Annotated in this window: 20 protein-coding genes and 1 CRISPR repeat array; of the genes, 13 read left to right on the forward strand and 7 right to left on the reverse strand. The window is 41.8% G+C overall.

The genetic code is table 11. From position 1 onward, the window contains the following. Positions 1–14: 14 nt before the first annotated feature. From csy3 to rapA, 7 genes are all read left to right on the forward strand, one after another. The gene (csy3, locus tag NDN13_RS19465; RefSeq protein ID WP_251116628.1) at positions 15–1,028 is read left to right on the forward strand and encodes a type I-F CRISPR-associated protein Csy3; all 1,014 of its coding nucleotides are present in this window, start codon (positions 15–17) and stop codon (positions 1,026–1,028) included. A 2-nt stretch (positions 1,029–1,030) separates the two neighbouring features. Then, complete coding sequence (cas6f, locus tag NDN13_RS19470) at positions 1,031–1,642, forward strand: type I-F CRISPR-associated endoribonuclease Cas6/Csy4 (protein ID WP_251116629.1); 612 nt, start codon at positions 1,031–1,033, stop codon at positions 1,640–1,642. Between the two features lie 131 nt (positions 1,643–1,773). Beyond that, a CRISPR array of direct repeats spans positions 1,774–2,881; the repeat unit is 28 nt; unit sequence GTTCATGGCGGCATACGCCATTTAGAAA. A gap of 116 nt (positions 2,882–2,997) precedes the next feature. Next, positions 2,998–3,609, forward strand: a complete 612-nt coding sequence (thiE, locus tag NDN13_RS19475) for a thiamine phosphate synthase (protein ID WP_251118272.1) — start codon at positions 2,998–3,000, stop codon at positions 3,607–3,609. An 82-nt stretch (positions 3,610–3,691) separates the two neighbouring features. Continuing rightward, positions 3,692–4,990, forward strand: coding sequence for a glutamate-1-semialdehyde 2,1-aminomutase (gene hemL / locus NDN13_RS19480; protein ID WP_251116630.1), 1,299 nt, complete (start codon positions 3,692–3,694; stop codon positions 4,988–4,990). A gap of 328 nt (positions 4,991–5,318) precedes the next feature. Continuing rightward, positions 5,319–5,735 carry a GlcG/HbpS family heme-binding protein gene (locus NDN13_RS19485; protein ID WP_004801321.1) on the forward strand — a complete coding sequence of 139 codons (417 nt, stop codon included), beginning with the start codon at positions 5,319–5,321 and terminating at the stop codon, positions 5,733–5,735. 142 nt (positions 5,736–5,877) lie between these two features. Next, positions 5,878–6,522, forward strand: a complete 645-nt coding sequence (locus NDN13_RS19490; RefSeq protein WP_251116631.1) for an RluA family pseudouridine synthase — start codon at positions 5,878–5,880, stop codon at positions 6,520–6,522. Between the two features lie 144 nt (positions 6,523–6,666). Continuing rightward, complete coding sequence (rapA, locus tag NDN13_RS19495; RefSeq protein ID WP_241272830.1) at positions 6,667–9,504, forward strand: RNA polymerase-associated protein RapA; 2,838 nt, start codon at positions 6,667–6,669, stop codon at positions 9,502–9,504. Between the two features lie 57 nt (positions 9,505–9,561). Here the strand turns inward: rapA and dps are convergent, their stop codons facing one another. The 3 genes from dps to fabR all read right to left on the reverse strand — a co-directional run bounded on the left by dps (position 9,562) and on the right by fabR (position 12,072). After that, positions 9,562–10,056, reverse strand: a complete 495-nt coding sequence (gene dps, locus NDN13_RS19500) for a DNA starvation/stationary phase protection protein Dps (RefSeq protein ID WP_004801316.1) — start codon at positions 10,054–10,056, stop codon at positions 9,562–9,564. A 217-nt stretch (positions 10,057–10,273) separates the two neighbouring features. Beyond that, the gene (locus NDN13_RS19505; RefSeq protein WP_005323024.1) at positions 10,274–11,290 is read right to left on the reverse strand and encodes an AI-2E family transporter; all 1,017 of its coding nucleotides are present in this window, start codon (positions 11,288–11,290) and stop codon (positions 10,274–10,276) included. An 86-nt stretch (positions 11,291–11,376) separates the two neighbouring features. Next, positions 11,377–12,072 carry an HTH-type transcriptional repressor FabR gene (fabR, locus tag NDN13_RS19510; RefSeq protein ID WP_005202301.1) on the reverse strand — a complete coding sequence of 232 codons (696 nt, stop codon included), beginning with the start codon at positions 12,070–12,072 and terminating at the stop codon, positions 11,377–11,379. A 140-nt stretch (positions 12,073–12,212) separates the two neighbouring features. On the opposite strand from fabR, the gene NDN13_RS19515 reads away from it, so the two are divergent. After that, complete coding sequence (locus tag NDN13_RS19515) at positions 12,213–13,280, forward strand: ferredoxin reductase (protein WP_251116632.1); 1,068 nt, start codon at positions 12,213–12,215, stop codon at positions 13,278–13,280. Positions 13,281–13,294: 14 nt separating this feature from the next. Beyond that, positions 13,295–14,389 carry a fatty acid desaturase family protein gene (locus NDN13_RS19520; RefSeq protein ID WP_251116633.1) on the forward strand — a complete coding sequence of 365 codons (1,095 nt, stop codon included), beginning with the start codon at positions 13,295–13,297 and terminating at the stop codon, positions 14,387–14,389. A gap of 52 nt (positions 14,390–14,441) precedes the next feature. Here NDN13_RS19520 and NDN13_RS19525 read toward each other — a convergent pair whose 3' ends face one another. Continuing rightward, positions 14,442–14,909 carry a hotdog fold domain-containing protein gene (locus NDN13_RS19525; RefSeq protein WP_005323026.1) on the reverse strand — a complete coding sequence of 156 codons (468 nt, stop codon included), beginning with the start codon at positions 14,907–14,909 and terminating at the stop codon, positions 14,442–14,444. Between the two features lie 111 nt (positions 14,910–15,020). Between NDN13_RS19525 and NDN13_RS19530 the strand changes: the two genes are divergently transcribed. Together NDN13_RS19530 and NDN13_RS19535 are read left to right on the forward strand one after the other, a co-directional pair. Further along, a complete protein-coding gene (locus NDN13_RS19530; protein ID WP_251116634.1) occupies positions 15,021–15,650 on the forward strand; it encodes a TetR/AcrR family transcriptional regulator in 630 nt (209 codons plus the stop codon). Positions 15,651–15,679: 29 nt separating this feature from the next. Further along, positions 15,680–16,141: a GFA family protein gene (locus tag NDN13_RS19535; RefSeq protein WP_251116635.1), complete on the forward strand. Its 462-nt coding sequence runs from the start codon at positions 15,680–15,682 to the stop codon at positions 16,139–16,141. Between the two features lie 32 nt (positions 16,142–16,173). On the opposite strand, the gene NDN13_RS19540 is transcribed toward NDN13_RS19535, so the two are convergent. From NDN13_RS19540 to NDN13_RS19550, 3 genes are all read right to left on the reverse strand, one after another. Further along, positions 16,174–18,351, reverse strand: coding sequence for a TonB-dependent receptor family protein (locus tag NDN13_RS19540; protein WP_251116636.1), 2,178 nt, complete (start codon positions 18,349–18,351; stop codon positions 16,174–16,176). A 240-nt stretch (positions 18,352–18,591) separates the two neighbouring features. Continuing rightward, positions 18,592–20,805: a TonB-dependent receptor family protein gene (locus NDN13_RS19545; RefSeq protein ID WP_251116637.1), complete on the reverse strand. Its 2,214-nt coding sequence runs from the start codon at positions 20,803–20,805 to the stop codon at positions 18,592–18,594. Between the two features lie 184 nt (positions 20,806–20,989). Beyond that, positions 20,990–21,691, reverse strand: coding sequence for an SIMPL domain-containing protein (locus NDN13_RS19550; protein WP_251116638.1), 702 nt, complete (start codon positions 21,689–21,691; stop codon positions 20,990–20,992). A gap of 464 nt (positions 21,692–22,155) precedes the next feature. Between NDN13_RS19550 and NDN13_RS19555 the strand changes: the two genes are divergently transcribed. Together NDN13_RS19555 and NDN13_RS19560 are read left to right on the forward strand one after the other, a co-directional pair. After that, positions 22,156–23,526: a diaminobutyrate--2-oxoglutarate transaminase gene (locus NDN13_RS19555; RefSeq protein ID WP_004652118.1), complete on the forward strand. Its 1,371-nt coding sequence runs from the start codon at positions 22,156–22,158 to the stop codon at positions 23,524–23,526. A gap of 3 nt (positions 23,527–23,529) precedes the next feature. Beyond that, positions 23,530–25,062, forward strand: coding sequence for a pyridoxal phosphate-dependent decarboxylase family protein (locus tag NDN13_RS19560; RefSeq protein ID WP_005269954.1), 1,533 nt, complete (start codon positions 23,530–23,532; stop codon positions 25,060–25,062). Positions 25,063–25,077: the final 15 nt, after the last annotated feature.

A 25,077-nucleotide genomic window follows, 5' to 3' on the forward strand; every position in this document is an offset into this window, starting at 1 on the left:
AAAAGGAAAGACTCATGGCTAAAAATGAAAAAGCAGTCGCAAGTGTACTCGCGTTTGAAAAGAAACTTGTTCCATCTGATGGATATTTTTATGGAACGACTTGGGATAATCGCAATGAACAAACAGCTTTAAAACTCATTCCTAAATCAGTCCGAGGAACGATTTCAAACCGTTTAAAGCCTGCTGTTGCCAGTGATCCATTGAAGTTGAATGCTGAAGTTGAAAAAGCCAATTTACAAACAGTAGATGCTTGTGCTTTAGGTGAGCATCAAGATACTTTAAAAGTTGGTTTTACTTTGAAAGTATTAGGTGGTGTTGAAAATCCATCTGCATGTAACAATGAAGCTTTTTTAAATTCTTATCAGACTGTAGCAAAAAGTTATATTAACCAATATGGCTTTACGGAGCTTGCGAAACGCTATGCACTTAATATTGCCAATGCTCGTTTTTTATGGCGTAACCGTGTCGGTGCAGAAAAAGTAGAGGTTGTGGTAACAATAAATGATCAACCCGCTATAATATTTAATGCTTTAGAATATCCACTGCATGATTTTGATCATGTTGATGAAAAATTAAAAAAATTAGCTGATCAAATCGCTCAGGCTCTAAAAGGTGAAACAGTATATTTATTGATTAAAATTGAGGCTTATGCCTTGGTGGGTAAAGCACAAGAAGTTTATCCAAGCGAAGAATTAGTTTTGGATAAAGGTAAGGGTGATAAGAGTAAAATCCTTTATCAAGTCAATGATGTGGCTGCAATGCACTCTCAAAAAATCGGTAATGCATTACGTACAATTGATACTTGGTATCCTGAGTTTGATGACAAAAAAACAGCAATCGCGATTGAACCTTATGGTGCGGTCACAAATCTTGGAAAAGCTTATCGTACTCCTAAAGAGAAAAAAGACTTTTTTACCTTGTTTGATAAGTATGCTTTAGGTGAGTCATTAGAAAATCTTGAACAAGAACACTATGTTATGGCTGTTTTAGTGCGTGGTGGGGTGTTTGGTCAAAGTGCGAAGGATTAATAATGCAATATTATCAAGAAATCACTTTAATTGATCAGGATGAAATTTCACCTTATTTCATTTGGTCAAAAGTGTATACCCAACTTCATATTGCTTTTGCAGAGCATAGTGATAATCAGGATCAGAGCCGCTTAGGTGTCTCTTTCCCTCAATATCGTATTAACCAGCAAAAGAATATTGGTTTTTTGGGTAAGAAAATTCGTATTTTTGCCAATACAGAAGTCCAGTTACAGCAACTTAATCTGGGGAAGTGGTTGGAACGATTTGTGGACTATGTCCATTTCACCCAACCACGCGAAGTACCTCAAGCTAAAATCATGGGTTACGCTCATTATTTTCGAATTAATCCAAAGATGAATTTAGAAGAGCGTATTACTCATCAAGCACAGCGCCACAATATTTCTTTGGATCAAGCGAGGCAGCACTTTAAGGAATATATTGATCAGCCTGTAATTGAACCTTATGTGAGCTTAAAAAGTCTGAGTGCCAAGCGAGAAGAAAATATAGATCGACCGTATCGCCTATATATTGGTAAATCTGTTGCTGATGAGGCAAAGGAGGGAACATTTGGAACTTATGGGTTAAGTCGTTTCTCAACCGTGCCAGAGTTTTAACCCAATATTTTTTGACTCTTTAACAGCTTAATAAAATCAATGAGTTACAGTAAGTGATTTTTTGATTGGGTAAAATGCCTAAATCTACATTAACTACTTGTTGTAACTTATATTTTTACTATAATTTTATAGTTCATGGCGGCATACGCCATTTAGAAATTGGATTGGTGTGAAGAGTACGAAGGGTTGAAGTTCATGGCGGCATACGCCATTTAAAAGCTAAAGCTTCGAGGGTGGCTGCATCCTGTGGGTTCATGGCGGCATACACCATTTAGAAAAAGACCATTAAAAATACATTCAGCGCAGGGCAGTTCATGGCGGCATACGCCATTTAGAAATCAGTAAAAACATTGATAGCTGAATGAACAATGTTCATGGCGGCATACGCCATTTAGAAAAATATAAAGTTAGGTCGCTTGAAGTTACTTATGTTCATGGCGGCATACGCCATTTAGAAATCGAATTGGTGAATCTGCTGAACCCTCAAATAGTTCATGGCGGCATACGCCATTTAGAAAACAGAGCTAAGACAGCAAATTAATACAGCTATGTTCATGGCGGCATACGCCATTTAGAAACACAGAAAGCCCAAGCTGTATGCATCACAAGATGTTCATGGCGGCATACGCCATTTAGAAATTTGACCATGTGCGATCTAACAGGTTGTCTATGTTCATGGCGGCATACGCCATTTAGAAATTCATGAGTATCAACAACAGATGTGTGCACCCGTTCATGGCGGCATACGCCATTTAGAAATAGCAAACTTTTTCAGGAATTTGTTATAGCCAGTTCATGGCGGCATACGCCATTTAGAAATCTGTAAACCCTCCCCATGTATTTGTCGCAGTGTTCATGGCGGCATACGCCATTTAGAAACATAGAACGACAAAAGCAGTTTTGATGGTGATGTTCATGGCGGCATACGCCATTTAGAAAGAGGTCATGTTTCTGTAGCTCTTGCAGTCATAGTTCATGGCGGCATACGCCATTTAGAAAATTCGATTACTCAGGGGCAAAAAAGTCAATTGGTTCATGGCGGCATACGCCATTTAGAAATGGTCTGATTCTTTGGCTATCCATATCTGGATGTTCATGGCGGCATACGCCATTTAGAAACAAAAAGCTGGTTTTATTGGCCGTCTCTGCTGGTTCATGGCGGCATACGCCATTTAGAAAATCCCCAAGTAAGGAATTTAGCTGATTAAAATGTTCATGGCGGTATACGCCATTTATTTGTGAGGCAGAGAGTAGATAGGTTAATTAATAAGAACTTATACACTCCCTCTCTTTAATTTTTAACCAAGAAAATATACCCTGAAGTTAATGTAATTATAGTGAATAGTGAAACGTTCATGCGCGGTCTATACCTCATTACCAATGATGATCCAATCCAATTATTATTAGAAAAATTAGATGTGGCTCTAGCGACAGGCAAGATTGCCATTCTGCAATACCGTCGTAAGAAAGTCGCAAAAGCAGATCAGCCAAGTGAAGTTGAGCAGATCAAAGTACTTTGTGAAAAGCATCAAGTCCCATTTGTAATTAATGATGATTTGGCACTGGCAGAGCAATTTGGATTAGGGGTACATCTTGGACAGTCCGATGGTGAAATAAGCGATGCCGCCGCATGTTTACCCCAAGGTGTGATTATTGGTCGTACTTGTCTAAATTCATTGGAGCTGGCAGAGAAGGCGATTGCTGACGGTGCAACTTATGTGGCCTTTGGTGCAGTCTATGCAACTTCAACCAAACCTGAAGCAGGTAATGTCGGCATCGAAGTGATCAAACAAGCGAAACAAAAAATTGCTGTGCCGATTTGTGCGATTGGCGGTTTGACCGTTGAAAATTCTCAGGTGGTGATTGAATCTGGGGCGAGCCTTTGTGCCGTAATTAGTGATATATTAGGACGATCAACAGCCGAAATTCCTGCTCGTGTAAATGCATGGGCAACGTTATTTGACTAATTATATGTATCCGCTTCGCGGAATTTTTATTGTTTCTCGGAACCACAACGTTCCTCGTCCTCGATTCTAGGTTGAGTCTTTTATGAGCTTATCTCCAAAGCAAGAACAGCTATTTAAACAAGCAAATAAACATATTCCAGGTGGCGTAAATTCACCTGTACGTGCATTTAACGGTGTTGGTGGTACGCCTGTCTTTATTGAAAAGGCAAAAGGGGCGTACTTGTGGGATGTCGATGGCAAACGTTATGTGGACTATGTCGGTTCATGGGGACCAATGATTTTAGGTCATGCACATCCTGATATTATTCAAGCGGTACAAACTGCGGCAGAAGATGGCCTAAGTTTTGGTGCACCAACGGTATATGAAACCACTTTGGCAGATACTATTTGCGAGATCATGCCTTCTATTGAATTGGTACGTATGACTAGCTCGGGTACGGAAGCAACCATGACTGCGATTCGTTTGGCACGTGGTTATACAGGTCGTGACAAGATTGTGAAATTTGAAGGCTGCTATCACGGTCATTCAGACTCGCTATTGGTGAAAGCAGGTTCAGGTTTATTGACGCTTGGTGAAGGTGAGCCAACCTCAAAAGGTGTACCAGCTGATTTTGCTAAACATACCTTAACGCTCCCATATAACAATATCGAGGCATTGAAAGAATGCTTTAGCAAGTTCGGTCATGAGATTGCAGGTGTAATCATTGAACCCGTTGCAGGCAACATGAATCTAGTGACACCAATCGATGGTTTCTTACAAGCAATTCGTGATGTCTGTGATGAATACAAATCTGTCTTTATCATTGATGAAGTAATGACAGGTTTCCGTGTTGCTCTAGGTGGTGCACAATCAGTCTATAAAGTTAAACCTGACTTGACGACGTTGGGTAAAATCATCGGTGCGGGCTTACCAGTCGGTGCTTTTGGTGGTAAACGTGAAATCATGGAATGCATCGCACCTTTAGGTGGTGTTTACCAAGCAGGTACATTGTCAGGGAATCCATTGGCAATGCGTGCAGGTATCGCGATGTTCAAACACCTTCGTGAACCAGAGTTTTATGGCAAGCTTGCTGCACAGCTCGCAAAATTACTTGCAGGCTTACAGGCTGCGGCAGACGAAGCGGGTATTCCATTTAAAACTCAACAAGTGGGTGGCATGTTCGGCTTGTATTTCACCGATCAAGAGAACATTACCAGCTTTGATTCAATGTTGGCCTGTGATGTTGAAGCATTTAAGAAATTCTTCCATGGCATGTTAAAGCGTGGTGTGTATTTAGCACCATCGGCATTTGAAGCTGGATTTATTTCATCGATGCATTCAGATCAAGATATTGCAGAGACCATTCAGGCAGCAAAAGAAACCTTTGCAGAAATGAAATAACCCTGTGATGCATAGAGAAGCCCGATTTGTTCGGGCTTTTTTTATGGGTGAATTTTAGCTTGAGCTGAATAGAGAACTTAACGGGTTTAACAATAATGCTTGAGCGTGACGGAATCTTAAAGAGTTCCTATCTATTTGTACGATAAACCTCAGCGACGAAGCGCAAAGATAAACAATCTTTACTGTACCGTAAGGTGAAATAATGCTTGAATAGTAAACTATATTTGCGTTGGTCCTCGGCTGTGCTTTGGGCCTGCGTAGGCTGTAGATGGCAGTTGTATCATATCTAAAAGCTTTTTATAAGAAACCCATAGGAATGGAGTAAAACATGAAAACTAAACATTATTTAACGTCCGCTGATGTGGAAATTTTAGTTGACGCAGCATGGCAATATGCAACAGCGCACAGCTTTAATGTCAGCATTGCAGTTGTGGATGATGGTGGAACTTTATTAATGATGAAGCGTATGGATGGCGCCTCGGTACTCTCGACACAGATTTGCCAAGAAAAAGCACAATCTGCTGCGGTCAGCCGAAGAACCACCAAGGCATCGGAAGATATGATCCGTGATGGTAAGATCGGCTTTTTAACGATCAATGCAGCAAAAGGCATGTTAGAAGGTGGTGAGCCGATTGTCTATCAAGGGCAGGTTGTCGGGGCTGTGGGTGTTTCGGGTGTACAATCTTTTCAAGATGCAGAAATTGCTCAACATGCGATTCAACAATTTCTAGAGCAACAGACCTAAATCATCCTTTAACTTCGATTCTGGATGAAATATCGAGAGAAACACGAAAAAAAATAGTAAAAATACGTGTCATGCATTGTAATTCAGCGCCAAGCTTTTTATGATTGCCCGCTTGTTTTCATCCAGTCGTTGGAAGGCTACCTTGAATGATTTTCTAAGTGAACATTTGATTCATCGTGATGAAGATTTTATGGTCATCCATAAACCTGCAGGCTTACTCACTGTGCCGGGGAAAACACCTGATTTACAAGATTGTTTGATCAATCGTCTATTAGAATTAGAACCAAAAACTTTACTGATTCATCGTTTAGATCGCGATACGTCTGGCATCTTGGTGTTTGGTTTATCCAAATTTGGACAAAGCAATGTTTCGCGCCAATTTCAAGATCGTCAAACCTCAAAAATTTATCAAGCTTTGGTGGCTGGGCATTTACAAGGTCAGGGCACAGTCGATATTCCTGTGATTTATGATCCAAGCCGCCCGCCATTGCATATTGTGGATGCTTCCTATCACAAGCCGGCATTAACCGAATGGCAGGCGATCGAACATTTAGAAATTCAAGGACAAGCTGTAACTCGAGTTAAACTCATTCCGATTACAGGGCGTTCACATCAGCTTCGTGTGCATATGCAATATTTAGGTCATCCGATTCTAGGCGATACCTTGTATGCCACGCCAGAACAGCAACAGCTTTATCCGCGTTTGTGTTTACATGCAACGCAATTGAGCTTTGCGCATCCTAAAACAGGTGCACAACTCAGCTTTGATTGTGCAGTACCGTTTTAGTCTAAAAACTTTTTTATGAAACACGATGTGATGCACGCTATTTGATTGCGCTTTGTGTCAAAATACATCGTTGAAAACTACATAAAATGCCTTAACTTTTATTTGGGTCAGGGCATAAAATATGTAGGCTAACTTGAGATAAAGGTGGAAAAATTGCAGCAGTTTGCTATTGGTCAACGTTGGTTATCAGATACTGAAACTGAACTCGGTTTAGGGGTTCTTATTGATGTAGATGAACGTTCTATCAGCATTTTATTCCCTAAAAGTGATGAAACTCGTGTCTATGCACGTAACAATGCGCCTTTATCTCGCATCATCTTTAATGTTAATGATGAAGTACAAGACCAAGAAGGCATCAAGTGGACTGTTGAGTCGATTGAAGATCGTCATGGCGTACTGCGTTATGATGTGGTTCGTAGCCTTGAAAATGGCGAACAAGAACGTAAGTCACTGAATGAAACCCGTATCGGTGCGCAGATTCAGTTGTCAAAACCTTTAGAGCGTCTGTTAGCCAGTCAAGTCGATTATAAAGAATGGTATGACCTGCGTATTGAAGCGATGCTGTTGCAAGCACAAATGCACACCAGCCCTTTACGTGGTTTTCTTGGTGCGCGTGTCGGCTTGATTCCACACCAGCTTTATATCGCACATGAAGTCGGTAAGCGTTTTGCGCCACGTGTCTTGCTAGCGGATGAAGTGGGTTTAGGTAAAACCATTGAAGCAGGTTTAATCATTCACCAGCAACTGAAAACAGGACGTTCAGAACGTATCCTGATTTTAGTCCCTGATTCATTGCAATATCAGTGGATGATTGAAATGCGCCGCCGTTTCAATTTGCAATTCTCGCTGTTCGACTTAACCCGTACTGCTTCGATCAAAGAACATGATCCTGATCTGAATCCATTCCTGACTGAGCAATGCATTATTGCCAGCGTCGATTTGATGGTTGACCACGATGACTTGCGTGAGCAGGCCATGGAAGCCGGTTTTGATCTATTGGTGGTCGATGAAGCCCATCATTTGATGTGGAGTGAAGAAGAAGGCGGTAATGATCGTTATGATCTGGTCGAAGAATTGGCTGAACAAACAGCAGGTGTGTTACTGCTCACCGCAACACCTGAGCAATTAGGCGTTGAAAGCCATTTTGCCCGTCTTCGTTTACTCGATCCGCAACGTTTCAGCAGCCTAGATCGTTTCCTTGATGAAGAAGAGCAATATCAACATACTGCAAAAATTGCAGAAGTGTTGATGTCTGATCAAGCATTAACAGAAGAGCATCTTGCTGCACTGGACGGTTTATTGGGTCATCGTATTGATGATCAACCTGAACAGCGTATGCGTGCGATTCATGAATTATTAGACCGTCACGGCACAGGTCGTATCTTGTTCCGTAATACTCGTGAAGCGATTCAAGGCTTCCCAGGTCGTGATTGCCAGCCAGCACCTTTGCCAGCACCAGAAGACTGGTCATTTGATGGCAAAATGCGTGAGCAAATGTGGCCAGAAGAAGGTCAACTGGATGGCGCATGGATGGAAAATGATCCGCGTGTGCCTTGGTTGATGGAAGTGCTGCGCAAAGATTTAAAACATAAAAAAGTGTTGTTGATTGCACGCAGCGGGCCAGTGGTAGAAGCATTGGAAAATGTTCTACGTTTACATGCGGGTATTCGTACCGCCATGTTCCATGAGGGCATGAGTCTATTAGAGCGTGACCAAGCTGCGGCATATTTTGCAGAAGACAGTTATGGCGCTCAAATCCTATTGTGTTCGGAAATTGGTTCAGAAGGGCGTAACTTCCAGTTTGCCAGTGATTTGATCTTATTTGATCTACCTGCAAACCCTGACGTATTGGAACAACGTATTGGTCGTCTGGACCGTATTGGTCAGGAAAACCGTATTCAAATCCATGTGCCGTATCTGATGGGTACAGCACAGGAACGTATGTTCCGTTGGTACAACGAAGCACTCAATATTTTCAGCAGTATTTCTCCGACGGCGCAAACGCTACAAGAGAATTTTATTGTTGAATTGAAAGATTGCTTATTGGCCGATCAAGGTCAGACGTTTGAAGATTTACTTGAAGAAGTCAATGTACAGCGTCAAGCCTTAGAAGCTGAGCTACAAGCGGGTCGTGACCGTTTGCTTGAGTACAACTCTTGCCGTCCAGTGGTTGCACAAGGCATTGTACAAGCGCTTGAAGATTATGATGACAACACCACTTTGCCAATGTTCGTGAAGCGTTTCATGTCATCCACCAATATCGATTTTGATGAGCAAAGCAATGGTACGGTGATCATCAAGCCGACTGATCAAATGCAAGTTCAAGGAATTACCTTGGATGAAGAAGGCATGACTGCGACCTTCTATCGTGATCAGGCACAAATCCGTGAAGATGCACAATATTTGACTTTAGAACATCCGTTCATTGAAAGTGTGATGGAAATGATCCGCACACAATCATTCGGTAGTACCAATGTGGCCTTATTGAAATCGAATGCACTAAAACAAGGTTCAGTCTTGTTGGAAGTGTGGTTTAAGGTTGATGTGGTTGCGCCGAAAGCATTGAACTTGCCATCAAGTTTGCCGAAACAATTGATTCGTGTATTGCTCAGTGAAAATGGTCAGGACTTGTCTGCCAAGATTGACCCAAGCATTTTACGTCCATATCTGCATCACCTAGATGGTAATAGCTGTCGTCAAGTGGTGAAAGCCCGCCGTGAAGTGATTGAGTCACGTTATGCGCAAGCTTTAGAGATTGCCAAGGGATCATTGCCTGAATTAATGCAACAGGCTAAAGAGCATTACAGTGGTAAGTGGCAGTATGAAATTGACCGTTTAAGTTATTTGAAGCAATTTAACCCAAGTATTCGCCAAGATGAAATCGAGCGTCTACAGAAATTCCAGAAAGAGGGCTTAGGTCTGTTAGATGGTCTGTCTGTGACACCAGAAGCAATTCAAGTTTTGGTTGTGGTTAAGCCTTAATTGAAGCGACAATAAAAAAGAGGACAATGAAGGTCCTCTTTTTTATTGTCTATTGATTTAGTGATCAATATTGGCTTCCAAGAACCATAAATATTGATCCAGATCTTCGAGTGCAGCATGGATAATATCTTCGGAAATTGGGTCTTGAATTTCATCAATGGTATCGCGCAAATGGTTGGCGACCACGCCATAACGATCTGCCAGTTCTTTTAAGTGGTCTTGTACTGCGTGAATGGCAACAGGGTATGGCTTGAGGTGTGATGTTTCTGCAACTGTTTGTGTTGTTCCTAATGCGGTTCCACCGATCTGTACAGCTCGCTCTGCAACATTGTCTAAATGAGTGATTAGCGAAGTGCGGAAGGTATCTAACATTTCATGTACTGCAATAAAGTTGCTACCCCGCATGTTCCAGTGCGCCTGCTTGGTCAATAAGGACAGATCAATCAGGTTGGCAAGGATTTGATTTAAGATTTTTACCGTGGACTCTTTAATTGAGTCATCTAAATTATTACGTGTATATACTTTTAAAGCTTTCGCTGTTGAAGAATTCATAGTTACCTCATTCAATTATAATGTGATGAAACATCGTGAATAAAAACCATTCATTTCATGGCTAGCTTATCGCTTGAATCGAGACTTGAGTGTTTTCGTTTTCTAGGCTTTTGTAAGTTTGCTTATCATCAATTTTATTTTTGATTTTATTGGTTTTGATTCAGATGGAATGATGCGTCCATCTGTTAGACTTCTTTTAGAATTGTTAAAAAATGGCTTAAATCAGCCCTGCATCTTTACATTCCAGTTTGATATAAGCATAGAAAATCGGTGCAACAATCAGACCGCTGAGCCCAAAAATCGACTCGAAAATGAGCATCGCTAATAACACTTCCCATGCACTGGCATTGATTTTGGTACCAATGATTTTGGCATTGACGAAATATTCCAGCTTATGAATGATCACGAGATAGGCCAATGCAATGGCTGCCACAGACAGGGATATGGTCAAGCCGGCCATAATGATCAAGGTATTTGAAATCAAATTGCCAATGATCGGCAGTAGACCAAAAATAAAGGTCAGAATGGTCAGGGTCTTGGCAAAAGGTAAATGGATATTGAAGATCGGTAGAACGATAAAGACAAAGATCATAAACAATACGGTATTGATCAGCGAAATTTTCACTTGAGCAAAGACCACATTTTTAAACGAAACGGAAAGCTTTTGAATTCGATGTAGCACAGCCGCTTTAAACGCAGGTTGTGGTGCATGCTGTTTGAAATTCTGGATCGACACCAAAATCCCGACAATCAGACCAATCACCATCGTCGCCAGATTATGCAGAATATCAGTTCCCGTATTTTTGACGATTGAAATATTATTTTTGATAAAAGACAGAATCTGGTTTTTGATATCTGCCACGCTATGCGGTAAATAACCTGGCAGGTAATGACTCATTTCCTCTTGGAATTTAATCAGTGTTTGATCGATCTTAAAATTAAAGGAATTCAGTCCAGTCCCTTTTAAATCATAGATCACAAAGCTGATCAGACTGGTAATAAAAAAGCCAATCAGGAACGTGGTTAGAATACCCAGAATAATACTGATAAAGATGCGTGCACGTTGACCATCAATATGTTTTTCAACAATTGAACTTAAACTGTTAATAATTTCAAAGACCAGAAAACCTGCAAAAAAACTCGGAAGTAAATGCAAGGGAATGACCATCATTAAAAACAAAGCCATCAGGATAAAGCTGGCGATGATGCTTTGACGGTCACTGAGTAGATTCATGATCTAGATGCCTAGTTTAAGTTGTTGTTATGTTAAAGAACAAACATATGATTTTGATGACATCTATCCTATTGCGCTGCGAACAATTAATCAATTTCCATTTCGTTGATATGGCGCGCACCTTCTAAAATCATACGAATCATGACCATGGTTTGTTCTGCCACTTCAGTACGTTGTTCCGCAGGCAAATCCAGCACTTTTGCGCCCATATTGAACACCAATTGGGTGATGGCTTTGGCTGCAAGATCAGCATGACTGAGCTTACTGTTATTTAAACGCTCTAAACGAATCAGGTCTTCTTGAAGCTCTTGCTGAAAGAAATTCAGTTGACGGTCAACTGCTGCTTTATATGAGGTCGATCCGGTATAACCTTCACGTAATAACAAACTCAGGTTGCCTTCATCGGTATTCAATTGTTGAATAAACACTTCAACCGAACTGCGGATAATGCTTTGCTGCTTTGAAGCCTGTAAACGCGCTTCACGAATAATACGGCGCAGTACCAAACCCGACTGATCAATCAAGGCAATTGCCAGTTCATCAATATCTTTAAAATGACGATAGAAACTATTTGGTGCAATACCTGCCTCACGTGCAATTTCACGTAAGCTGAGCGAAGCGATACTTTTTTGCGGGCCAATCAAGTTGAGCGTGGCTTGAAACAACTCTTCTTTGGTAATGGTTGCTTTTCTACCTACTGAGCGCACAGGAGATTTCATAGGAATGACATCTTGTTCGTTTAGGTTGTCATGACCGAGTGGTAAAAAAGAAGAATGAACCATTGTTTTCAATATATAAGTAAGCTACTCGGGATTATAGCGATTGTCTGTGGACTTGTGAAATGTAAATTCTTATACGAGTGTATATACAAATATATATACATATGTATAATAATTAACAAACAACCAGAGTAAACCTGCTCATGCAAGCAATTGAAAAGAGAAATTCTCTATTTAATTCGTTGGCTCACAGTGTGATGAACAGCCATGACGCCAATTTTTGGTTACAGAAAATCAATCCATTGTGGTCCATTAATCAGTCTCTAGCCAAAATCGTAAAAAAACAAATCGTGGCAAAAGACACCGTCAGTCTTATTCTGCAATGCAACCGACATGTTGCTCGTGGTGTTGCTGGGCAGCATCATCCTGTAACAGTTGATATCGCAGGTCGCCACTACGAGCGTACCTATAGCTTGATGCAGGTGGATGCCGATCATCTCTGTTTAACCGTAAAAAAAGTGGATCAAGGTCTAGTCAGTTCTTGGTTGGTTGAGGGCAGCCAAACCGGGGATATCTTACGTTTGGGACAGCCTTATGGTGAGATGCAGCAGACCGTTGCAACACCACATTTAGTATTGCTGGCAGCGGGGAGTGGTATCACCCCGATGCTGAGTTTGATTGAAGCGTTATGTCAGTCAAAACAATTAAATACAACATCTGTCCAATTGATGTATTGGGTCAAAACCCATGCCGATGCAGCTTATGCAGAATATCTGAAAGAAGTATCTGAAAATTTTCCAAATTTTAGTGCCCAAACTTTTTATACCCAAGAACAAGATCAACGTTTAAATCCAAATCATGTTGACCAAATTCGTGATTTAGCTGAAACCACAGTCTATGCCTGTGGACCATCGGGGTTTGCGGCAACAGCAGAACGTTTGTTCCAAGACGCTGCAGCCTTACAAACAGAAGCTTTTAGCTTGAGTCAATTTGATGTGGATGCGACGGACACGGGCTTTGTGAATGTCACATTGACCCAATCCAATAAGACCATCGCCATTCCTAAAGGCCAATCGATTCTGTCTAGCTTAGAACATCAAGGCATCAAGCCAAATCATGGTTGCCGTATGGGAATTTGTAATAAATGTGCCTGTAATAAAGCACAAGGCGCAACCAAAAACTTATTGAATGGTGCTGCCAATAATGAACCAACACAGCTATTAAAAATTTGTGTCAATTCAGCCCAGTCTGATCTTGTGATTGATCTATAAGAGAGTAATTGATTATGAACATGCCTGTTAAGATGGAATTTTTTAAAAATCCCAAAAATCGTGATTTAACTGCTGCAGAATTAGATGCTTTTGCTCGTGAACTCGATCAAATCAAACAAGAAGTATTAGATGATTTAGGCGAGAAAGATGCCAAATATATTCGCCGTGTCTATTCCACCATTCGTTATAGCAGTCTGGCTGGACGTGCTTGTTTATTTCTAGGCTGGTTTCCTCCAGCATGGTTACTCGGGACTGGCTTACTCGGTTTTGCCAAAATCATGGAAAATATGGAGTTGGGTCATAATGTCATGCACGGTCAGTATGACTGGATGAATGATCCGAAGTTTAATGGTCAAACCTATGAATGGGATACGGTGGGGACTTCAGACAACTGGCGTCAAACCCATAACTATAAGCATCATACCTATACCAATGTAAAGGGCATGGATGATGATGTTGGTTATGGCGTATTCCGTTTGTTCCCTGAACAGCGCTGGTCGAAGTTCACTTTGATTCAGCCGATCTATATCTTGCCATTTAGCCTGTTATTCCAATGGGGGGTCGCAGTTCAAAATCTTGAATTGGGTAAGGTGCTGTATAAGCGTAAAACCATGGCGCAATTTAAACGCGAATGGCAGCCTGCGCAAAAGAAAATCCTCAAGCAAATGTTTAAGGATTATGTGTTTTTTCCATTGATTGCAGGTCCTGCAGCGATTCCGGTATTTACAGGTAATTTGGTGGCGAATGGGATTCGCAATGTCTGGACATTCAGCATTATTTTCTGTGGTCACTTTACTAAAGATGTTGAAGTATTCCCAAAAGCCGTATTGCAAGATGAAAGCCGTGGCCATTGGTATATGCGTCAGATCCGTGGTTCATCCAATCTGACTGGTTCAGAAGCCTTCCATATCTTAACGGGACATTTGAGTCATCAAATTGAGCATCATTTATTCCCTGATATTCCTGCACGTCGCTATCGTCAAGTTGCACCGAAAGTACAGGCGGTTTGTGAGAAATATGGCCTGCATTATAACAATGCCAGCTTTGTGAAGCAGTTTGGTGAAGTGGTTGGGCGTATTTTTAAATATGCACTGCCTTTTAAAAAGTAAGCGAAAACGCCTAGAAAAGCCCTGAATGCATATGCTCCAGGGCTTTTTTATTTTATTTCTTCTTTTTGGAAATCCACATGGTGATGGTGGCATGGAAAACTTTTTCATTGTGTTGATCGAGTACATCAACATTCACCAGATATTCACCTGCTTTGTCCCAATCGTAATGCTCATCAACAGGGCTAGCAATCGCAATCAGATCAGTTTCAGCCTTCTTTAAATATTCAACCGTCATGCCTTTGGGAATCCAGCGATGGGTTGTGGGTACTGTCACTTCAGTCATGGTCCCACCCGCAAGTTCCGCCATGTTACACATCGCGATTGCATGTACCGTACCAATATGATTCAACACGCTCCGTTTTTTCTTGATACTAATTTTGCAGGCGTTAGGTTTAAGTTCTTCAAACAGTGGGGAAATACTACTGAAATACGGTGCTTTAAGGCACAGCATTCGAGTGAATGTCCATTTACCTGCAGGTAAGACAGAGACTTTGTTCCATAGATCTAGCGTTGAGGCCATGATGAAGCTTCCTTTAACGGAATTAAATTCTTTTACAGAATATAATTCTGTTTACAAGCTGTGGTCAAGTCATACACAATAGTTCCGATTATTGGTCATTTTGATGAAAGCATGCAGGCAGCTCAGCAATTATTAGAACGTTTATATCCACAACGTAGATCCTTATTAAAACGCCAGATTTTATCGGATGCCTTGTCCTGTTTTCTTGAATATGGTCTGGAAACGACCAGTATCGACATGATTCGAGCGAAGTCAGAGAGCAGTGTCGGTGCGATTTATCATCATTTTAAAAACAAAGAAGGCGTGATTGCAGCACTGGTGTTTGCTGCATTGGATGATCAGGCGCAGCTACGTGATCAGTATTTACAACAAGCAAAAACACTCAAAGAATTGCTCTATGCGCTGATTTATAGTTATACCGACTGGGTTTCTGATCAGCCCAAGTTTGCGCAATTTCTTTTGCTCGCTCATCTGAGTGTGCGACAGGGTGAATATCGACAAGTCTTAAATGACAAAAATAAGCTCAGAAATCAACTCATCATCGCGCATATTTCCAACTATGCCGATGCCAGTGTATTAAAGTCAGTGCCTGCAGAGCTGATGATGTCTTTGGTGATCGGTGCCAGTGAAAGTTATTGCCGTGCTTGGTTGTCTGAAAAAGTATTGACTAGTCCAATGGCTTATCGGGAAATACTGGCACAAGCGGCTTGGGATTCATTACAACATTTGAGCCAAGCTTAATCAAATAACAACAATCAGGATCATTATTGATGAGAGCAAATCATCAGAAGATACAATTTACAGGGGCTTGTTTGTGTGGGGCGATCAGCTTTCAGTTCCATCTGGCAAAAATCAAAATGATGTATCGTTGTTATTGCAGCCTATGCCGCAAGCAGAGTGGTGCTGCATCGAATGCCTCCACCTTTGTGCAGACGGAATCATTTCAATGGCAGCAAGGCGAGCAGTTGATTCAGACTTATATTAAAGATACCGGTTTTAATAGTAGTTTCTGTCGGCAATGTGGATCACCTGTACCGAATGCACTAACGATCAACCCAAAGGTGATGTGGATTCCTTTGGGACTGGTTCAGGAGGATTTTATTGCAGAGCTTGAGTTAAATTTTTGTGCGAACTCCAAAACCAGTTGGGCTGAGACGCATCAAAAACTTACGGAATTTGATGAGTTACCCAATAGCATTGAGTTGACACATTATTTTGAAATCAATCAATAAAAAGCCGAATGCGGACATTCGGCTTTAGGGTATTAGAAATCAAACGAGGTCTGTAAATAGTAGGTCCGAGAAGGGCCTGCGTAGATGCCACCCACCTGATCTGCGGAACGGGTGTAATAGTCATGATTGAATAGGTTTTTCACACCTAAGCCAACTTTTAAGCCTGACAGGGAGGTATCGGCAAAGTCATAAGCGGCGCGAACACCAACAATACCATAGCCTGGAATATTGCCATAACGACCCGTACCATCATTGTTATTTCCTGAGGCGGTTTGACGCGACTGTGCATAGACATTGGTGTTGAAGGTCCATTGATCACGTTTGTAATCCACACCCGCATTTCCGATCCAGTTTGAATAGAAATCCAGTTCATTGCCTGAGTCTTGACCTGCCGATGCGGTTGCTTTGGTATAGGTGGTATTGGCATACATCGAGACATTGGCTAGGTCATCATTGATGGCGCCTAAATTATATTTAAAGCCGAGTTCTGCACCTTTATGCTTGGTTGCACCTAGGTTTGAATAGGTTTGTGTAGCATCATCACGCTTGAGCTGATCGGCGAAATCAATATAGAACAGGGTAAATTCAAGTGATAAATAATCATCTAGATAATGCGTTCCGAGTTCATAATTATCTGCTTTTTCAGGATTTAAACCATCCATAGTCAAATAAGCACCTCTGGCATTGGTATTGGCCATTTGACTATATTGCAGTGGAGCAAATGATTTACCGTAGTTGGCAAAAATATTCCATTGATCATTGGCTTTGTACATCACCGCAAAGCTTGGCAGTACAGCGTCATAGGACTTGCTGGCATTCACGCCATTCAGAACTGAATAATCACGGTTTAACTTATACATGTTCTCATTGGTTTTAATTCGCTCGAAACGAATCCCAGGCGTGAAGGACCATGCGCCTAAATCGGTACGGTTATCGACATAGACGGCATGCGCTTCGGTGTCGCCATCCGCTTTGGTCCAGCCATAAAAATCACTTGGGCCTGTGTCACTGTTATAATTGGCGCGATCAACGGATTCACTGCTCGTTTCCTTTAAATAGCGATAACCGACAGACACTTCATTCAGCGTATCGCCGAGCTGAAATGCATGTGAATAACGTGGTTCAATGGCAGTCACTTTATAATCACGTGGGGCAATCTGATAAAGACTGGAACCGCTGCGCTCTACACCTGCATCACGATAACTATCGAGGTGGTAAGCGAGTACCTCAAAGGCATTGTTGTCTTTTTTATAATTATATTTCAGTGAGATATCATTACGGTTGCCTTCCATATAGTCATGGTTGCGTAAAGACTGATAGGGATTTTGCGCATACTGTGCAGGCGTTAAACCGCCAGGCATATCCACCTTGGCTTCATAACGATGCAGATTCGCTTCAATGCTTGAATAATCATCTAAGGCATAGCGGGCTTTTAAACGTAGATCATTGATATTGGCATAATCATTTTGATCACGATAACCATCACCATTCACCCCAGAATAGAGCAAAGCTAGACCGAGGCCATTGTCTAAAGTGGTTCCAACAAACAGGTTTGGGTTGACTTTTAAATTGCCATTTTCAGCCACTTCCGTGGTCATACCGACACTGGCTGCAAAACTTTCTGGAATGCTGCGCGTATTAAAATTGATAATGCCACCGACGTTTTGTGGCCCAAAGCGGACAGAGCCAGCACCACGAACCACATCAATCGATTCCATATTGCCCAAGGTGGTTGGGGCCAATGAAAGTTGAGGCTGTCCATAGGGCGCTACAGCTAAAGGGACACCATCGATCATCAGTTGCGAACGGGGTGAAAATCTTGAGGTCAGGCCTCGAACACCAATACTTAAGGAAGCATCACTGCCTGACGTACCTGAATTTTCAGAGACCTGAACACCGGGAACTGTACGCAACGCTTCTTTCACTGAGGTTGTGCCGCGTGCTTCTAAACTTTGTTGCTCAACCACAGTACGGGCGCCGGGATGGTTGAGCACTTTTTTGGCATTGGCTTGTTCTAACCAGTTGCCCTCAGCTTGGATGGAAATGGTTGCCAGCGTTTGTGTGGTATTACTCTGGCTGTCATCAGCAAATGTTGTCGTTGCAACGCAGCTGATCAGTGCTGTGATGGCACAGCTTAGGGTAGAGGGCTTAAATTTTGAAAAAGAAACAGGATGAGAAAACGAACACTTCATAAGTTGATTGCCCAGCATCTGAATTGGAGGAGTTATTTTTGCGCCGCCATCTTAATTGATTATGGTTCTCATTTACAGCAATTATTTAGTTAAAATTAATTTAATTTTTACATAAAATATATAATTTTTTTTGTTAAGGGATAAAATGTTGCGGGATACACTGAATCAAGATTTTGATTTCATTTAGATTGTGGCTTATCGACTATATTCGCTATGAAAGAGATAAAACGCCGAACTTAAACGTTCGGCGTTTTATATTTAAAAATCATATGATGTTTGCAGGAAGAAGGTTCGTGGTTGGCCCACATATTTACCGCCTGTGGAGTCAGATGAGCGGGTATAGTATTGCTTGTCAAACACGTTCTTTATCCCACCCGCTATTTTTAAGCCTTTGAGTTGATTGCTAAAGTCATAGCCTGTGCGTACGGCAAAAGTTGAATATCCAGGAATGTCACCTGTGCGGCCATCTGCGGTTTCTTGCGTTTGATAAACATCACCTGAACCCGGTGCATGTTGTTTGGACTGCGCAAACATGTCTGCATTCACTGACCATTGATCAACTTGATAGGCTAAACCGAGGTTACCCACATGGCGTGAATAGAAGGGCAAATCTTTGCCTTCAAACTTGCCCGCTTCAGACGTTGCTTTGGTAAAGGTGTAATTCCCGTAGACCTTGAGACCCTCTAGCGCATCAGCCAGTTGACCGAAATCATAGCTGATTCCTGTTTCAACACCTTTATGACTAGTTGCACCTAAGTCTGTCCAAACCCCTGTACCGATAGCATCAGGACGTTCTAACATCAATTCTTTATCAAAATCTAAATAAAAGACCGTCAACTCAGCACTTAAACCATTGCCTAAATATTTAGTTCCGATTTCATAGTTTTTAGATTTTTCAGGATGTAATCCATCCAGCGTCGTTGCAGCAGTATTCACACCACCAACAGACTTAGTCGTAACGAGTTGGTTGTATTGCTGTGGACCAAATGAAACACCAGCATTGGCAAAAATATTCCAGTTCTCATTGGCTTTATACAGCACCGATAAGCTTGGTAAGAACTCGTCAGATTTGATTTTTGGATAAACAGTATTGGTGGCGCTACCATCTTGATAAGCTGTGAAATCATTATGGGTATCAATCGATTCAAAACGAACCCCAGGTGTAATCACCCAATTCGCGAGGCCAAAACGGTTGTCGATATAAAAGGCATGCGCTTTGGTACCGCCGTCACTGGTGGTATTGGCGATACGCTCACCGGGTGTCCCTGTGAGCGTGTTGTAAGAAGGCGTGCGTCCTGAGAACTCAGAACTTTCTTCCTGTAAATAACGATAGCCAATGGTCACTTCGTTATCCATTCCCGCCCAACGATAGGCACGTGAATAACGTGGTTCAATCCCCCAAAATTTATAATCACGAGGAGAGTTGCTAATACGACTGGTGCCATTATCTGTAATGGATTCTAAGTCACTGGTTCGGAAAGAATCAACGTAATAACCCAACACTTCAAAGTTATTCAATTCATCTTTATGGCTATATTTCACAGAAACATCGGAACGACGACCCGCAAAATAGTTGCGGCTTTGATTGGATTGATAAGGATTATCTGCAAATTGTGCCGCTGTTAAACCTTCTGGCATTTCTCCTCGACCTTCATAATGATGCAGATTCACCGCAATCACATCCTGATCGGTCCATTGGTAGGCGGTTTTTAGCATGACATCATCGATATCAATTTTATTGTTGGCTTCTCGATAGCCATCACCTTTACTGCCTGAATAAAGCAAGGCCATGCCTAAACCGTTGTCCAAGGTTCCACCAATAAACAGATTCGGTGTGTATTTTAGTTGGTCTGTCCCAGTTGCAAATTCTGTCGTTAAACCAACTGAACCTGAAAATTCTTTGGGGATTGACCGTGTTGCAAAGTTGATAATCCCACCCACGTTTTGTGGCCCAAAACGAACAGAACCTGCACCACGCACCACATCGACCGATTCAATATTACCCATAGAAACTGGGGCTAATGATAATTGCGGCTGGCCATATGGGGCAAAAGAAAGTGGAACGCCATCCATGAGTACGGTGGAGCGGGGGGACAAGCGTGAGGTAAGACCCCGTACCCCAATATTTAAAGAAACATCACTGCCACCCGTACCATTGCTGTCTTGGACTTGCACCCCAGGAATTTGTTTTAAAGCATCACGAATTGAGGTGGTGGCAATCTCATCCAAACGTTTGCGGTCAATAATGCTACGTGCGCCTGCATGTTGTTGTACTTTTTCAGCATTGGCATCGTCTAGCCAATTGCCTTGTGCCTGAATTGAAATTGTTGCAAGTGTCTGCGTTTCAGCGGGGTGTCCTTCATCAGCAAAAGCGACATGAGATATGCCACTCAATGAAATGGCAATGGCGAGACTCAGAGAAGAGGGTTGGAATTTAATCAAAGACGCAGCGGAGCAGGATGCAATTTTCATATCAGGAGGCAAATGCTGTAAATTTCCCGAATATTAATCAGTTATTGCATCGAATGAAATAAGAACGATTATCACTTATAACTATGGAATGAGTTAAGTTAATTGTTTTTTTGCTAAAGATATTTTTGGCTATTTCAAACAACAAAAAACCGTGCTTAAGCACGGCTTTTTGTTGTCAGAACTATTATTTAAATTGGATTGAACCATTGGCACTGACGGTAATTTTTGATTCACCTGCTGCCATGTCCTGTGCAGGTGCCGCTTCAGCCATGGCAAACTTGGCCGTGCCACCGCGCATCATCGGTTGCGGGAAGTAGTTGCTGGTATTCAGGTTTAAACTCACCAGGTTGTATTGGCCTTTATTCCAGGCTTGGGTGATGGCTTGCGCACGTTGCTGGAAGTTCTTCGATGCTTCAATCATCAGCTCATTTTCAACTTTTTTACGCTGTTCATCCGACACGGTGAAGTTAATCGATTGGGTCTGGAAGCTTTGTTGTAATTCGCTGATCAACTGGCTTGCAGCTTTAAAATCTTTACTTTCTAGTTGGATTTCCGCGCGGGCACGCCATTCTTTCAATTTATTGCTGTCATTGTCATACACAGGGTAGGTACTTTGTGCACCTGTTTCGACTTTGACCTGTGAATATTTGCGTGCAATCGCTTGTGCTTGATTCATCAGTTGGTTGATCTGATTTGAGAGTTCTGCAGGTTGTTTATTGCTTTTCTCGACATAAAGCACGGCACGCATTTCATCATTGGCAACCTGACGAGATGCATCCGCTTGGATATTCACAATGTTGTAGTTCAAGTTCTCAGTCTCGTGAGCAAAAAGGCTTGGGCTCAATGCAGCCCCGATCATTAATGTAGCAAGTGCTAAAGTACGCATAAAAATGTCCTTAGAATTTGGTATCGAAAATTTATTTTTACCAGTTCGATATTAAAAAGAACTGATGTCGAACTTCTGCATATTTTGTGGTGACTTTGTAAGAGATTAGCAGTGTTTTGCAACAGAAAAATAAAACAAAAAATATTTAAAATCAGTTTATTAAGTGGAGTAATTTGACCATTTATCTAAAAACGCAGGTGGGATTAAAAAAAGCTTACTTTCTTTAGCTTGTCACATAGTATGATGATAATCCATCATAGTTATTGGAATGAAATATTTTTTCAATAATTTAGATGCATGTAAGACACAAAAAGTGTTTATTTTATTTCAAAATTAGGTATCATCTCGCTCCTAGTTGAAAGATATAAACAAGTGTCTGCACTAGATTCTAAAAAGCACCGAGTCAAACGACCGCAAGTCACCAGACTTATTTCTTTTACCCATATCAGAGATGGTAATTCGATATGAGCGTTACTTCCGTAAATCCTGCCGCTAATGCAACTAACGAATATTATCTGACTCGCCAAAGTCAGATGGAATCGAATGTTCGTAGTTATCCACGTAAATTACCGTTAGCGATAGCAAAAGCACAAGGCTGTTGGGTTACTGATGTTGAAGGTACAGAGTACCTTGATTGTTTAGCTGGGGCAGGAACATTGGCTTTGGGCCATAATCATCCTGCGGTGATTCAAAGTATTCAAGACACATTGGCAAGCGGTTTGCCATTGCATACTTTAGACTTAACGACTCCTTTAAAAGATGCGTTTACTGAAGCGCTTTTGGCTTATTTGCCAGGCGGTCAAGAAGAATATTGCCTACAATTCTGTGGTCCATCTGGTGCAGATGGTACAGAAGCAGCGATTAAATTAGCGAAAACTTATACGGGTCGTAGCACAGTGATTAGTTTCTCTGGTGGCTACCATGGTATGACGCACGGCGCGCTTGCAATGACAGGTAACCTGTCAGCGAAGAATGCGGTGAATGGCTTAATGCCAGGCGTGCAATTTATGCCATACCCACATGAATATCGTTGCCCACTTGGTTTAGGTGGGGAAGCAGGTGTTGACGCTTTAACGTACTTCTTTGAAAACTTCATTGAAGATGTTGAAAGTGGTGTAACCAAGCCTGCAGCTGTGATCCTTGAAGCGATTCAAGGTGAAGGTGGTGTTGTTACTGCGCCAGTAAAATGGTTGCAAAAAATCCGTGAAGTGACTGAAAAGCACAATATCGTTTTAATCTTGGACGAAGTTCAAGCTGGTTTTGCACGTTCAGGTAAAATGTTTGCCTTTGAACATGCAGGAATCGAGCCTGATGTTGTGGTGATGTCTAAAGCGGTAGGTGGTAGCTTACCACTTGCAGTATTGGGTATTAAACGTAAGTTTGATGCTTGGCAGCCTGCGGGTCACACGGGTACTTTCCGTGGTAACCAACTTGCGATGGGTACAGGTTTGGCATCACTTCAAGTGATCAAAGAACAAAACCTTGCTCAAAATGCGCAAGAGCGTGGTGATTTCTTACAAGCAGAGTTCAAGAAACTTGCTCAAGAATTCCCATGTATTGGTAACGTACGTGGTCGTGGTTTGATGATCGGTGTTGAGATCGTTGACGAGCGTAAACCTGCGGATCATATGGGCTCATTACCTGCTGATGCACAATTGGCTGCTGCAATTCAGACTGCTTGTTTCAACAATAAATTATTGCTTGAAAAAGGCGGCCGTAACGGTACTGTCATCCGTTTACTTTGCCCATTGATTATCAATCAAGAAGAGTGCGTAGAGGCGGTTGCTCGCTTCAAGAAAGCTGTTGCTGAAGCATTAAAAGCAGTACGAGGCTAATTCATGGTTGATTTTGCAGAACATCGTAAAGCGTTACTCTGCAATGATGCTCAATCTATTGCTGACTATCAGTCAGCAATGGGCGAGGCGGTAACTGCCGTTTCAGCATGGTTGCAAAATGATAAAATGTACACTGGCGGTAGCATTAAAGATTTGCGTGAAGCAATCTCTTTTGCTCCTTCAAAACAAGGTTTAGGTGTACAGCAATCATTACAACGTATGGTTGAGCTTTTCCTCAACAAAAGCTTAAAAGTACATCACCCACATTCACTTGCACACTTACACTGCCCAACCATGGTGATGAGCCAGATTGCGGAAGTGTTGATCAATGCAACCAACCAATCGATGGACTCATGGGATCAAAGCCCAGCGGGTTCTTTGATGGAAGTTCAACTCATTGATTGGCTTCGCCAAAAAGTGGGCTATGGTGCAGGTCAAGCAGGTGTGTTCACCTCTGGTGGTACACAGTCAAACTTGATGGGTGTATTGCTGGCACGTGACTGGTGCATCTCGAAAAACTGGAAAGACGAAAATGGTAAGCCATGGTCGGTTCAGCGTGATGGTATTCCAGCAGAAGCAATGAAAAACGTCAAAGTCATCTGTTCTGAAAATGCACATTTCTCTGTGCAAAAGAACATGGCTATGATGGGTATGGGCTTCCAGTCTGTTGTCACTGTTCCTGTGAATGAAAATGCACAGATGGATGTTGATGCACTGGAAAAAACCATGGCGCATCTTCAGTCTGAAGGCAAAATCGTGGCCTGCGTTGTTGCAACAGCGGGTACGACAGATGCTGGTGCGATTGATCCACTCAAGAAAATCCGTGAAATTACCACCAAATATGGTTCATGGATGCATATCGATGCAGCTTGGGGTGGTGCACTGATTCTTTCAAATGACCATCGTGCAATGCTAGATGGGATTGAATTATCAGACTCAATCACGCTTGATTTCCATAAGCATTATTTCCAAAGCATTAGTTGTGGCGCTTTCTTATTGAAAGACGAAGCAAACTATCGCTTTATGCATTACGAAGCAGAATATTTAAACTCTGCTTATGATGAAGAACATGGTGTACCTAACCTTGTGTCTAAATCATTACAAACGACTCGTCGTTTTGATGCATTGAAATTATGGATGACGGTTGAAGCATTAGGCGAAGAGCTTTATGGTTCAATGATTGATCATGGTGTGAAATTAACACGTGAAGTTGCAGATTATATTAAAGCAACAGCGGGCCTTGAATTGTTGGTTGAACCACAATTCGCTTCAGTCCTGTTCCGTGTCGTACCAGAAGCTTATCCTGCTGAATTTATCGATAGCTTAAACCAAAACGTGGCAGATGAATTATTTGCCCGTGGCGAAGCGAATATTGGTGTCACCAAAGTAGGTAATGTTCAATCATTGAAGATGACCACTTTAAGCCCAGTTGCAACGCTTGAAAACGTTCAAAACTTGCTAGCACTTGTGTTGGCAGAAGCTGATCGTATTAAAGATGCAATTGCTGCAGGAACTTATGTTCCAGCGATTGATTAATTTCAATCTGGCACA

Origin of the sequence: Acinetobacter sp. C32I, assembly GCF_023702715.1 — a bacterium.
Lineage (GTDB): Bacteria > Pseudomonadota > Gammaproteobacteria > Pseudomonadales > Moraxellaceae > Acinetobacter.